Here is a 12,697-nt window from a genome sequence, read left to right on the forward strand (position 1 = left end):
CCGCACCGCCCTCAACACATGTCTGGAGGCATTGCCATGCCCGAGTTGTCCCGACGAAACGTCCTGGCCGCGGCCGGAGCCTCCGCGGCGGCGACCGCGCTGAGCGCCGCTCCCGCGCAGGCCGCGCCGGAGATGGCGGACACCAGCGCGTCGGCGGCGCGGGGAGGGGACCACGCCGCCGACCTGATGCGGCTGTGGTACCGCGCCCCGGCGGGGGAGTGGCTGGAGGCCCTGCCGGTCGGCAACGGCCGGCTCGGCGCCATGGTCTTCGGCGGCACCGACACCGAACGGCTCCAACTCAACGAGGACAGCCTTTGGGCCGGCGGTCCCAACGACTACGCCCGTCCCGACGCCGTGAAGCACCTGGCGGAGATCCGCCGCCTCGTGGTCGAGGAGAAGTGGAACCAGGCACAGCGGCTGATCGACGCCGAGTTCCTGGGCGGCCCCTCGGAGCAGGCCGCGTACCAGGTGCTCGGCGACCTCGAACTCACCCTCGCGGGCCAGGGCGAGGTGAGCGACTACGAACGCGAGCTGGACCTGGAGACCGCCGTCGCCCGCACCACCTACACACGGGGTGGCGTACGCCATGTCCGGGAGGTCTTCGCCAGCGCACCCGACCAGGTCCTCGTCGTCCGGATGACCACGGACACCCCAGGCGCCGTCGGCTTCTCCGCCCGCTTCACCAGCCCGCAGCGTTCCGGTGACTCGGCCGTGGACGCGCACACCATCGCCCTCGACGGTGTCAGCGGCGACTGGTACGGACTGCCCGGCTCGGTGCGCTTCAGGGCTCTGGCGCGCGCCGAGGCCGAGGGCGGCCGGGTGTCCACCGACGGCGGAACACTCACCGTCGAGGGCGCCGACGGCGTCACCCTTGTGATCTCCATGGCGACCAGCTACCGCAACTACCTGGACGTCGGCGCCGACCCCGCTTCCCGCGCCCGCAACCACCTGGCACCGGCCGCGAGGAAGCCGTACGCACACCTGCGCGCCCGGCACGTGGCCGACCACCGGCGCCTGTTCGACAGGGTTGCCATCGACCTGGGTCCCTCGGAACGGGCCGGTCTGCCCACCGATGAACGCATCCCGCTGTTCGCCGACGGCAAGGATCCCCAACTGGCCGCGCTCTACTTCCACTACGGACGCTACCTGCTCGCCTCCTGCTCCCGATCGCCCGGACAGCCCGCCAACCTCCAGGGCCTGTGGAACGACGGCCTGAACCCGGCCTGGGAGTCCAAGTACACCGTCAACATCAACTTCGAGATGAACTACTGGCCCGCCGGCCCCGGCAACCTCGCCGAGTGCTGGGACCCGGCGGTGCGGATGGTGCACGAACTGGCCGAGTCCGGTACCCGCACCGCCAAGGCCCTCTACGACGCCCCCGGCTGGGTGCTGCACCACAACACCGACGGCTGGCGCGGCACGGCACCGGTGGACGCCGCCCAGTACGGTATGTGGCCGACCGGTGGCGCCTGGCTGTGCGTGATGCTGTGGGAGCACTTCCAGTTCACCGGTGACACGGGCGCGCTGAGCCGCAACTACCCGGTGGTGAAGGGCGCGGTGGAGTTCTTCCTCGACACCCTGCAGGTGGATGCGGAGACCGGTTGGCTGGTCACCAACCCCTCGCAGTCGCCGGAGGTCACCCACCACCAGGACGAGGGCGAGAGTGTCAGCATCTGCGCCGGCCCCACCATGGACATGCAATTGCTGCGGGACCTCTTCGACGCCTACCGGCAGGCCGCCAAGGTGCTGGACCGTGACCCCCGGCTCGTCGAACGAGTCACCGAGGTCCGCGACCGGCTCGCTCCCACCCGCGTCGGCTACCTGGGCCAGATCCAGGAGTGGCTGGTGGACTGGGAGGAGGCGGCCCTGGTCAGAAGCCGCCACGTGTCCCACCTGTACGGGGTGTTTCCGAGCGCGCAGATCACCCCGAGGGGCACGCCGGAACTCGCCGCGGCCGCCAAGAAGAGCCTGGAGCTGCGCGGTGCCGCGGGACAGGGCTGGTCCCTCGCCTGGAAGATCAACATGTGGGCCCGGCTGCTGGACCCGGCGCGCGCCTACCAGCACCTGGCGGACCTGCTCACCCCGGCGCGCACCGCACCCAACCTCTTCGACCTGCACCCGCCCTTCCAGATCGACGGCAACTTCGGCGGCGTCTCCGGCATCACCGAGATGCTGTTGCAGAGCCACGCCGGCGAGATCGAACTGCTGCCCGCCCTGCCCGCGGCATGGCCCACCGGATCCTTCCGGGGACTGCGGGCGCGCGGCGGCTTCGAGATCGACCTGGAGTGGACGGCGGAGGGGATCACACGCGCGGAGGTGCGCTCGCTGCTCGGCAATCCCGTACGGATCCGCACCCCGCACCCGGTGCGCGTCGAGGGCGCCGACGTGGACCGCCCCGAGCGGGGTGTGGTGTCCTTCGGCACGCGCCGCGGCGGCCGGTATCGGCTCGGCCCGGTCACCCCGTAACGGCGCCCACACCCCGTCAGGCCGCCACCGCGGCCGTCTCACCGAAAGGGGCGACCGCGGTGCCGTCGACGGGGCCTGGAACGTCCCGGTCCAGTTCGCTGCCGATGGCCTCCCGCAGCACGTCGTGCTGCGCACCGAGCCTGAACTGCTCGTCACGCCACCGTTCACGCGGACAGAACCACACCGGATGACCCACCACATCCGCCGGCTCCCAGCCAGCAGGTCAGGAATGCGCGACTGTCAGGCGGTGGCGCGCCGGCGTCCGTCGCGGACGTCTCGCCAGTAGAGGAGCGCTGCGGCCGCCGCGGTCCACGCCGCTAGAACCGCGATGCCAGCCGCCAACCCGGCGTTGTTGAAATGGGAGATGCCCTGCAAGGCGCGCACGCCGACGCCGACCGGCAGGATCCCGGAAAGCGGGTGCAGCCAGTCCGGCAGATATGCGCTGGGCAGGGTGCCGCCGCTGGTGGCGTTGCCGAAGGTCAGCAGCACCACCGAGGCCACCGACATCCCCGCCTTGCCGAACAGGCGCATGCACAACATGGTCGCCCCGCCGACTGCGGCGGCCATCAGCGCGACGATGCCCGCAATACCGAGGAACGGGCCGGGCAGCGCCGCGAATGCGAGACTGCCGGTGATCAGCGCGACGATCACGCCGCCGAGGACGCTGAACAGGGCCAGGCTGAGCATGCGCCAGGCATATGTCAGCCGGGGCGCCATCTGGTACGTCATCATCCCGAACAGAAACCCCGCCAGGACGATGCCGAACCCGGCGGGCTCAGGTGGCCGCTGAGGGGCGGGCCTCCAAGTCCCGCCCTGGCCGCTCCGCGCGGTCGATCGTCAGCGCCCCTTCTTTCTTTCGATCACCGAGTCGTACGAGCGCATGCCGGTGACGCGCTTCCCGCCCTCGCTGAATTCCAGCAGCATGCGCCACAGCAGCCGTACCCGGGTGTCCGCCCACAGAGCCTCGACCGGGTCCACGCGCAGCATCACCTGCTGACCCCCCTGCTCCGGGGGTTTGACGTTGTCGAACATCGAGTCAGGGCCGGGCTCCTGGAGCTGCTCGCGGATCACCTTGACCGCATGCGCGATCTCCTCGGCATCGTGCACCACGCACGCGCGCCCCTTCACCTGGAGCGAGCGGCTCTGCAGGCGCTCTGCGAATCCGCCCGGCGGGGCGTGATGCACCGAGTAGCTCACCCGTGGATTCGCGAGGATCTCCGCATGCTTCCGCGTGTAGCCGAACGTGAGCATGTACACCCTCAGCCCGTCGGCTCCGTAGTGCATGTGCGAAGTGGCGGGGTTCCCGTCACTGTCGAGCGTCGCGAGCGTGGCGACCGGCTCGTCCCGCAACAGTTCCTTTATGGACTCCTCGACCTCTTCGACGCTGGGCTCCTGGGCGGGCACGGGCATCTCCCCTGGTCGTGATCGCGCGGCATGACGAAGTGCCCTGTCGGCGACGGTGGTTGAGTCGAAATCGGCGACGTGGTGCCGTTGCCGGACCGGCAGGCCAGCAACGCATGCCGTTCGCTCCGTACCGTGATACGGAACACTGGCCGCAAGTGTGATACCAGGCAAGGTTGGAGGCAACCGTCTTGCATGCCGAAGATACCGTCGCGGCGCGCAAGGGCGGCCGGACGTCAGTGGTCGGGCAAACGCCAGAGGTGTTGACGAGGTGCCGCGTGTCAGCCGATGTGCTCGCTCAGTTCCTTCGCGATGCGGATCACCGTCGGTGCGACACCCTCCGCCCATCCGGCGCCCGCGCGTGAGCTGGGTGCCGTCACCGCGACCGCGGCACGGGTGCGGCCGTGCCGGTCGCGCACGGAGGCGGCCACCGAGCGGACTTCGAGCTGGCTCTCGCCGTCGTTGGTCGCGTAGCCGCGCTCCCGGACCGCTGCCAGCTCGGTGAGTAGGGCATCGAGTGTGGAGATGGTGCGCGCGGTGAGGGTCGGGAGCTCGCCCGTCGGGTGGAGCGCGGCCAGCTCCGTGTCCGGCAGATCGGCGAGTATCGCCTTGCCGATCGCGGTCGCGTGCGCGGACAGGGACCAGCCGACACGGCTGCTCGCCCGTACCGCCTGGGTGCTCTCGACGGCGTCGAGGTAGACCACGTCAGGGCCGCGCAGGCAGGCCGTATGGGCGGTCTCGCCCGTCTCATCCCGCAACCGCACCAGGGCATCGCGGGAGATCGCTTGGAGATCGATGTTCGTGACGACGGACAGGCCTATGTCGACCAGCGCCGGCCCCGGCCGGTAGGCCCGCGACCCGGCGTCCTGCTCCACGAACTGATGGTGACTGAGGGTCGCCAGCATGCGATGGACGGTTGAGCGCGACAGCCCCATCTCCTGTGCCACCTGGCTGACGCGGATCGTTTCGTGCTCTTCGAACATCCGCAGTAGGTGCAGGACGTTGTCGACTGCACCGATGAGCCCCGAGGGGTTCTTCGCCCGGCCCGACCTGTCGGGGGTGTCGTCTTCTCCAGCCACGTGGAGCACGTTATCCCACCGATTTCCAGCCTTGCCTCTCCTTCGAAAAAGGGCCACACTACGGAACGGTGTTCCGCATGATGCGTCATGGTTGATGATCTGGAGGAGCCGCCATGTTCCAGCGTCTGGATTTGCTCGCCGCGTCGTCGGCGCGGAGCTGGCGTCAAGCGGCAATGGGCCCTGCTGGCGGAGGTTCGGCATGAGTGTCGAGGTCGACTGGCTGCGTGATCGAGTGGACGCGCGCAGCATCTGCGAGTTCATCGAGCAGGGTGTACGTCGTGACGCTTCACGCGATGTGCAGCTCGCGGTCAAGGTGGGGCGGGGTGGTCTGGACGAGACCACTGCGCTGTTCACCGGTGGGGCCGACATCGCTGTGGTCGCACCGATCGCTGCACTCTGTCTGCTGCGTCAGTTCGGTGATCTCCAGGGCCTGTTCGCCCTGGGAGTGGTGCCGCGGCGCGGGTGTCTCGTCGCCGCGGCCGACGCGGAGCTGCCTCTCCGCACCGTCGCCGACCTCGCGGGCGGCACCCAGTGCTTCACGGTCGCCACGCCGGCGGACGATGACGTGAGCCTGGTGGGCTTTGCCGTCCACAGGGCTTTGCGCCTGGCCGGCGTGAGCGCGGGGGACGTGCGTTTCATCTATGACGACGAGCCGGCCGCTTGCTTCGAGCGCCTCGCCAGCGGTGAGGCGGACGTCGTGATCCACGATCCGATGTCCGACCCCGGGTGGGCGGGAGTGGCAGCTCTGCGGCCGGTGACGTACCTGCCGTGGGGCGACCGGGTCGTTCACGGCCTCGCCGTCCAAGGCTGGCTTCCTCGCACGGTTCCCGCCGGTCAACTCCCCGGACTCGATGAGGACGTGACTGCCCTGGACTGCTCCGACTTCGCGGTCCTGTGCCGTGCGGACCTGGACGACGAACTCGCCCGCCTGATCGCCCGAATTCTGACTCGGGGATGCCGCCCCGCGGAAGTCGCCGCAGCGGTCCAGACGCCGCTTCCGCTGCATCCGGGAGCCGCGCGCGCCTACGCCGACCTCGTCACCGACGAATTCCTTGGGAGCCGATGATGCCCGAACCCGTCCTGATGCCAGGGGCGCCTGCCGTCCGCGAGACCGAGCTCCTGGTCGTCGGGGCTGGTCCTGCCGGGCTCTTTGCCTGCTACTACGCGGGGATGCGAGGGCTCGACGTGACCCTCCTGGACAGCCTGCCCCATCTCGGTGGTCAGGTGGCCGCCCTCTACCCGGACAAGGAGATCTTCGACGTCGCCGGGTTCCCGGCCGTCACCGGACGCGAGCTGGTAGAGCGGCTCACCCGGCAGGCGGAGAGCGCCTCGCCGTCCATCGTGCTCGGGGAGGGTGCCGTAGACCTCCAGCACGATGCGGACGCGGTCACGGTCGTCACCGACGCCGGACGCGTCATCCGCGCGGGCGCCGTGCTGATCACCGCCGGCATCGGCCGCTTCACCCCGAGGCCACTGTCCGCGCTGGACGGATTCACCGGCGACGGTGTGCACCACCTCGTCGCGCCTCCTCATGAATACGCCGAGCGCGAGGTGGTGATCGTCGGAGGGGGCGACAGCGCCGTCGACTGGGCCAACACCCTTGCTCCACACGCACGTCAGGTGACGCTCGTGCACCGCCGCACCAGGTTCCGCGCCCACGAGCACTCGGTGAGCCGGCTCATGGAATCCCCGGTACGTGTCCTCACCAACAGCGAGATCGCCGACGTACACGGCGACGAGTCGCTCAAGGCCGTGACCGTACGCGACTGCGGCACCCAGGGGGTGGAGATGGTCGACGCGGACGTCCTGATCCCCGCCCTGGGGCACATCGCCTCGCTCGGACCCCTCACCAGTTGGGGGCTGGCCCTCGACAAGCAGCAGATCCAGGTGGACACCGACATGCGCACCGGAGTGGACCGCGTCTACGCCGCCGGCGACATCACCACCTATCCCGGCAAGGTCCGGCTGATGGTCGTCGGCTTCGGCGAGGCCGCCACCGCGGTCAACAACATCGCCGTACGCCTCCGGCCCGACGAGGACCTCTTTCCCGGCCACTCGAGCGAACGCCCACCGATTCCGACCCTCTGAAGGAGGACGCCTCATGGGTTACGTGATCAACGACAAGTGCATCAACGAACTCGACGGCTCCTGCGTCGACGTATGCCCCGTGGACTGCATCTACGAGGGACTCACCAAGCGCTACATCAACCCCACCGAATGCATCGACTGCGGGGCATGCCTGCCCGAATGCCCGGTCGACGCCATCACCACCCCCAAGAAGGCCGACCCCACCTGGGCACAGGACAACGCCGAGTTCTTCTCGGTGGCGCTGCCCGGGAAGGACGCCCCGCTGGAGAGCCCCGGCGGCGCGTACGGAACCGGCCCCATCGGAGTGGACACCCCGCTCGTCGCCAACTGGACCAAGGAGTGACCGTGCGACACGTCCCACTGCTCATCATCGGAGGCGGCATAGGTGGCATGGCCACCGGCCTGGCCCTCGCGCAGGCCGGCTTTGAAGCTCATATCGTCGAGCAGGCACCGGAGTTCGCCGAGATCGGCGCAGGTATCCAGCTCGCCCCGAACGCCCTGCGAGTCCTCGACTCCCTCGGCGTCCTCGACGCCATCGACGAGGTGGCTGTACGCCCGCGGAACCTGGTGTTCATGCATGCCGACACCGGCAAGCACCTGACGACGATCGACTTCGGCACTGCCTTTCTCGAGCGCTACCGGCAGCCGTACAGCGTGCTGCACCGCGGCGACCTGCTCGACGTCCTGCTCGCCGCCTGCCGTGAGCATCCCAAGGTCACCTTGGAGAACGACCGCCAGGTCGTCGACATCGAGGACCACACCACGACTGCCATCGTCCATTTCGCCAACGGTGAGAGCTACCACACCGACGCCCTGATCGGGGCCGACGGCCTGAAGTCCCGAGCCCGGCAGCTCCTCTCCGACGACCGTCCCATCACGGACGCGTACGTCGCCTACCGCGGCGCGCTCCCCATGAGCGAGGTCAGCCTGCCGGTCGAACCGGACGACGAGATCATCTGGATCGGTCCGAACAAGCACCTGGTGCAGTACCCGATCCGGCGCGGCGAGCTCTACAACCAGGTCGCCGTCTTCCGTAGCCCCAGCTACAGCTCCGAGATCGAGCACACCGACGAGTGGGGCGGACCCGACGAGCTCGACCAGGCCTTCGCCGGGGCCTGCGAGCAGGTCCGCACCTCCGTCACGATGTTCAACAGGTCCAGACGCTGGCCGATGTACGACCGGGAGCCCCTGGCCAACTGGACCCGCGGGCGCGTCACCCTGCTCGGCGACGCCGCGCACCCCATGTTCCAGTACCTCGCCCAGGGCGCCTGCCAGGCCATCGAAGACGCTGGCTGTCTGGCCCGCCAACTGACCAAGCACAACGGCGACATCGACGAGGGCTTCGCCGCCTACCAGGCGGAACGGATCCCGCGGACCGCGCTGGTGCAGCGCGTCGCCCGCGGCTGGGGCCAGGTCTGGCACGCCGGAAACGACACCACGACCTCTGCCCTGCGCGACCGCGTCTTCGGACGCCGCAGCGCCGACGACTACACCGACCTGGACTGGCTGTACCAGCCGATCGCCCTCTGAGCCCGAGGACCGTGATGAAGGAAGAGATCGAGGAGACCGTCCGCGCCAGCCGCGCCCTGGCCGCAGCCGGCCTGACCGACATGGTCTGGGGACATGCGGCGGTCCGCGACGCCAACAACGACGGCGTGTGGATGAAGGCCTCCGGTTGGGGCTTCGAAGAGATCAGCCCCGAGCGCGTCCTGCTCGTCAGCCGCAAGGGACAGGTCCTGCACGGTGAGGGTAAGCGGCACATCGAATACCCGATCCACACCGAGATCATGGCGCGGCGCCCCGACGCCGGCTGCGTCGTGCACACGCACGCCCCCGCTCTGAGCGCGTTCGCCTCGCTGGACGTGCCGCTGCTGCCGCTCTCGCACGACGGCGTTGTGTTCAGCGACCCACAGGTGCCCCGCTTCACCGACACCGGCGCGCTCATCGCGACCGCCGAACTCGGCGCCGCGCTCGCCGACACGCTCGGCGATGCGCCCGCGTGCCTCCTGCCCAAGCACGGCGCCGTGACCGCCGGACCGGACGCCGCGACCGCCGTGATGTACGCCGTCCTGCTCGAGCGAGCCTGCCGTACGCAACTCATGGCCATGGCCGCCGGCGAGCTCAAGGTCTGGTCCGACGCCGAGGAAGCGGCCTTCAAACGCGATCAGATCTGGAACCCCACCCAACGCGACGCCGGTTGGCACTACCTGAACCGGCTCTCGGAGAGGACCTTCCAATGACGCAGACACCCGCGAAGGCGGACCGCGACGCTGAACTCTCCACTGCAGAGAAGCAGTTGTACGAGGACTTCAACAGGTTCGGGCTCATTCCGCTGTGGACCGAGCGCGAAGACCTGATGCCGATGACGCCCGCACCGCAGGCCGTTCCGCACGTCTGGCACTGGGACGACCTGTATCCGTTGGCTGCCCGCGCCGGCGACCTCATCCCCGTCGGCCGTGGCGGCGAGCGACGCGCCATCTCCGTGTCCAACCCGGGGCTGCCCGGACTCCCGTACGCGACCCCCACCCTGTGGGCCGCCATCCAGTACCTCGGCCCGAACGAGGTTGCACCGGCCCACCGGCACAGCCAGAACGCCTTCCGGTTCGTCCTCGAAGGCGAAGGCGTGTGGACGGTCGTCGACAGCGACCCCGTGGCCATGCGACGGGGCGATCTTCTGCTGACCCCCGGGTGGCAGTTCCACGGTCACCACAACCCGCACCCGAAGCCGATGGCCTGGCTGGACGGCCTTGACATCCCGTTCGTCGCCGCCACCGACACCGGCTTCTTCGAGTTCGGCGAGGACGGGGTGACCGACCGGTCCACCCCGCACCGCTCCCGCTCCGAGCGGATCTGGGGCCACCCGGGCCTGCGCCCTCTCGCGGCGACGGCCACGGACACCCCCAACTCGCCGCTGGCCGCCTACCGCTGGGAACACACCGACGCGGCCCTGACCGCCCAACTCGAAGTCGCCGCCGAAGGACACCCCGGAGTCGTGACCGAACCCGGCCACGCCGCCGTGCGCTTCAGCAACCCCACCACGGGAGGCGACGCGCTCACCACCATCCGCACCGAGATGCACCGCATCGCCGCAGGCGAGCGCACCGCCGCGGTCCGCGAGACCGGATCGAGCGTGTGGCAGGTCTTCGACGGCACCGGCGCCATCACCCTCGACGGCAAGCGCACCGACCTCGTACGCGGCGACGTCATCGCCGTGCCCTCGTGGTGCGAGGTCGCCATCGAGGCCCGCACTGACCTCGACCTCTTCCGATTCAGCGACGCCCCCATCTTCGAACGCCTCAACCTCGCCCGCAGGGAGTACTCATGAAGCTCGCCACCATCCGCACCGGCACCGGCACGGCCGCCGTCCGCGTCGACGAGACGGAAGCGGTGGAGACCGGCTATGCGGATGTCGGTGCCCTGCTGGCCCAGGACAGCTGGCGGGAGCTGGCCGCCGCGGCTGACGGCGCACGGCACGCGCTGGACGGACTCGACTACGCGCCCGTCGTCCCCCGCCCGCAGAAGATCTTCTGCGTGGGCCTCAACTACCGCTCCCACATTCTGGAGATGGGTCGTGACCTGCCCCAATACCCCACGGTCTTCGCGAAGTTCCCCGCCGTCCTGATCGGCGCCTACGACGACATCGTGCTGCCCGCAGCCTCCCAGGCCATCGACTGGGAAGGCGAGATGGCGGTCGTCGTCGGAGCCCGGGCTCGCAACGTCACCGTGGAAGAGGCGGGCGCACGCATCGCCGGATACGCCGTTCTCAACGACGTCACGGCCAGGGACTGGCAATACCGCACCAAGGAGTGGCTGCAGGGCAAGAACTTCGAGGCCACGACGCCGTTCGGACCGGTCCTGGTGACCTCGGACGAGGCGGGCACCGGCTCGCGTCAGCTCACCACGGAGGTCGACGGCGTGACCAAGCAGCAGGCCGACACCGGCGACCTGGTCTTCGACGCGGCGGCCCTGGTGTCGTATCTGTCGACGATCATCACCCTGGAGCCCGGGGACGTCATCGCCACCGGCACCCCCGGCGGCGTCGGGCAGGCCCGGGCCCCGAAGGAGTACCTCGGCGACGGCAGCGTCCTCACCACCCGGATCGAGGGGCTCGGCGAGTGCCGTAACCACTGTGTCCAGGAGAAGCCGCATGACGCGTGAGCCCGCTCCGCGTCCCCTCCTGCTCGACTGGCTCGCGCAGGGCACGAGTCTCCTGCGCAGTGAACTCGACAAGGCGGACGAGTCATGGGTGACCGGCCCGTCCACGCTGCCCGGCTGGACCACAGCCCACCTGCTCACCCACCTGGCGCGCAACGCCGACGCCCTGAACAACCTGGTCACCTGGGCCGCCACCGGCGTCGAGACCCCGATGTACCCGCACGGTGTCAGCGGGCGCCTGCGCGACATCGAGGAAGGCGCTCAGCGGAAGCCACAGGTCGTCGTCAAGGACGTCCACGACAGCGCGACCTGGCTCCAGCAGTCCCTCGACGCCCTGCCGGACATTGCCTGGGGACGCACCGTGCGCACCGCCCAGGGGCGCCTCGTCCCGGCCTCGCTCATTCCCTGGCTGCGGATCCGGGAAGTGTGGATCCACCTCATCGACCTGGGAACCGGAGTCACGTTCACCGCACTGCCCGACGACCTGGCCGCGGCACTACTGCCCGATGTGGTCACCACACTGGCCGGCCGGGACGACTGCCCAGCTCTGGTCGTACGCCCCTGGTCGGGGGGACTGCCGCTGACGACCAGGCTGACCGACGCCGCGGCCACTTCGGCCGAAGTCGAAGGCACCACAGCCGACTTGCTCGGCTGGCTCACCGGCCGAGCGTCTGGTGCCGGGCTCGCCTGCGCGCCGGTGGGTCTGCCTGAGCTGCCCGCGTGGCTGTAGTCCCGACACCCCATTCCACTCACCGGAGCACACCATGAAGATCACCCATTTCGGGCATGCCTGCGTGCTGGTCGAGATCGAGCGCAACGGCCGGACCGCCCGCCTGCTGTTCGACCCGGGTACGTACGCGACCGGCTTCGAGGACATACGCGATCTCGATGCCGTACTGATCACCCACGAGCACCCCGACCACCTCGACATCGAGCGCCTCGCACCGCTCCTCGGCGCGAACTCCGGGGCCCGGCTGATCGTGGATGAGGGCAGTAGCGCCCGTCTGGCAGAGGACGACCTGCAGCACGAGACCGTCGGCAAGGGCGACACCATCACCGTCGCCGAGGTGCCGGTCCAGGTGGTGGCCGGCGATCACGCGGTCATCCACCCGCAGTTGCCGTGCGTCCACAACAACGGCTACCTCGTCGACCAGCGGCTGTTCCACCCCGGTGACGCCTTCGTTCTCCCGCCCCAGCAGGTGGATGTCCTGCTCCTGCCGACCGGCGGACCGTGGATGAAGGTGAGCGAGGCGATCGACTACCTGCGAGCCGTCGCTCCGCGCACAGCGATCCCCATCCACCAGGCGGGACTCGCCGCCGTCCACCAGCAGCTGCACCAGCAACTCTTCTCCAATCTGGGGCCGCAGGAGTGCAGCGTCCAGGTCCTCGATCACGGCACGGCGACAGCCGTCTGATTGCTGGGCTCGCAGAGAGGTCCCGCCCGACAGTGGGAAGTCGGGTGGGACCTTGTCATGCTCTGGGCGGCTAACAGCGCGGTGGCCACTGAC

General features: G+C 69.5%; 14 protein-coding genes. 10 read left to right on the forward strand and 4 right to left on the reverse strand.

What is annotated here, in order from left to right:
- Positions 1-36: 36 nt before the first annotated feature.
- A complete protein-coding gene (locus CTZ28_RS30210) occupies positions 37-2,466 on the forward strand; it encodes a glycoside hydrolase family 95 protein (RefSeq protein WP_121892886.1) in 2,430 nt (809 codons plus the stop codon).
- A gap of 16 nt (positions 2,467-2,482) precedes the next feature.
- On the opposite strand, the gene CTZ28_RS30215 is transcribed toward CTZ28_RS30210, so the two are convergent.
- The 4 genes from CTZ28_RS30215 to CTZ28_RS30230 form a co-directional block, all read right to left on the reverse strand.
- Complete coding sequence (locus tag CTZ28_RS30215; RefSeq protein ID WP_398657033.1) at positions 2,483-2,665, reverse strand: hypothetical protein; 183 nt, start codon at positions 2,663-2,665, stop codon at positions 2,483-2,485.
- 41 nt (positions 2,666-2,706) lie between these two features.
- Complete coding sequence (locus CTZ28_RS30220) at positions 2,707-3,153, reverse strand: hypothetical protein (RefSeq protein ID WP_147481215.1); 447 nt, start codon at positions 3,151-3,153, stop codon at positions 2,707-2,709.
- Between the two features lie 150 nt (positions 3,154-3,303).
- Positions 3,304-3,870, reverse strand: a complete 567-nt coding sequence (locus CTZ28_RS47290; RefSeq protein WP_183154663.1) for a pyridoxamine 5'-phosphate oxidase family protein — start codon at positions 3,868-3,870, stop codon at positions 3,304-3,306.
- A 278-nt stretch (positions 3,871-4,148) separates the two neighbouring features.
- Positions 4,149-4,946 (reverse strand): IclR family transcriptional regulator, encoded by a 798-nt coding sequence (locus CTZ28_RS30230; RefSeq protein WP_220795450.1) that lies wholly within the window; start codon positions 4,944-4,946, stop codon positions 4,149-4,151.
- 199 nt (positions 4,947-5,145) lie between these two features.
- Here CTZ28_RS30230 and CTZ28_RS30235 point away from each other — a divergent pair, with 199 nt between their 5' ends.
- From CTZ28_RS30235 to CTZ28_RS30275, 9 genes are read left to right on the forward strand one after another with little or no spacing between them, the layout of a single operon-like run.
- Positions 5,146-6,012 carry a TAXI family TRAP transporter solute-binding subunit gene (locus CTZ28_RS30235; RefSeq protein ID WP_147481216.1) on the forward strand — a complete coding sequence of 289 codons (867 nt, stop codon included), beginning with the start codon at positions 5,146-5,148 and terminating at the stop codon, positions 6,010-6,012.
- Positions 6,012-7,034 carry an NAD(P)/FAD-dependent oxidoreductase gene (locus tag CTZ28_RS30240; RefSeq protein WP_259471882.1) on the forward strand — a complete coding sequence of 341 codons (1,023 nt, stop codon included), beginning with the start codon at positions 6,012-6,014 and terminating at the stop codon, positions 7,032-7,034. Before CTZ28_RS30235 ends, CTZ28_RS30240 begins: the two co-directional genes overlap by 1 nt.
- A gap of 13 nt (positions 7,035-7,047) precedes the next feature.
- Positions 7,048-7,377, forward strand: a complete 330-nt coding sequence (locus tag CTZ28_RS30245) for an indolepyruvate ferredoxin oxidoreductase subunit alpha (protein ID WP_121892890.1) — start codon at positions 7,048-7,050, stop codon at positions 7,375-7,377.
- A 2-nt stretch (positions 7,378-7,379) separates the two neighbouring features.
- A complete protein-coding gene (locus CTZ28_RS30250) occupies positions 7,380-8,564 on the forward strand; it encodes an FAD-dependent monooxygenase (protein ID WP_220795451.1) in 1,185 nt (394 codons plus the stop codon).
- Positions 8,565-8,578: 14 nt separating this feature from the next.
- Positions 8,579-9,274 (forward strand): class II aldolase/adducin family protein, encoded by a 696-nt coding sequence (locus tag CTZ28_RS30255; protein ID WP_121892892.1) that lies wholly within the window; start codon positions 8,579-8,581, stop codon positions 9,272-9,274.
- The gene (locus tag CTZ28_RS30260) at positions 9,271-10,359 is read left to right on the forward strand and encodes a cupin domain-containing protein (protein ID WP_121892893.1); all 1,089 of its coding nucleotides are present in this window, start codon (positions 9,271-9,273) and stop codon (positions 10,357-10,359) included. The genes CTZ28_RS30255 and CTZ28_RS30260 overlap by 4 nt, the downstream gene beginning before the upstream one ends.
- Positions 10,356-11,192, forward strand: a complete 837-nt coding sequence (locus CTZ28_RS30265) for a fumarylacetoacetate hydrolase family protein (protein WP_121892894.1) — start codon at positions 10,356-10,358, stop codon at positions 11,190-11,192. Before CTZ28_RS30260 ends, CTZ28_RS30265 begins: the two co-directional genes overlap by 4 nt.
- Positions 11,182-11,919: a maleylpyruvate isomerase family mycothiol-dependent enzyme gene (locus CTZ28_RS30270; protein WP_121892895.1), complete on the forward strand. Its 738-nt coding sequence runs from the start codon at positions 11,182-11,184 to the stop codon at positions 11,917-11,919. The genes CTZ28_RS30265 and CTZ28_RS30270 overlap by 11 nt, the downstream gene beginning before the upstream one ends.
- Positions 11,920-11,953: 34 nt before the next feature.
- Positions 11,954-12,604, forward strand: coding sequence for an MBL fold metallo-hydrolase (locus CTZ28_RS30275; RefSeq protein ID WP_121892896.1), 651 nt, complete (start codon positions 11,954-11,956; stop codon positions 12,602-12,604).
- Positions 12,605-12,697 lie beyond the last annotated feature (93 nt).

Source organism: Streptomyces shenzhenensis, assembly GCF_003688995.1.
Lineage (GTDB): Bacteria > Actinomycetota > Actinomycetes > Streptomycetales > Streptomycetaceae > Streptomyces > Streptomyces shenzhenensis_A.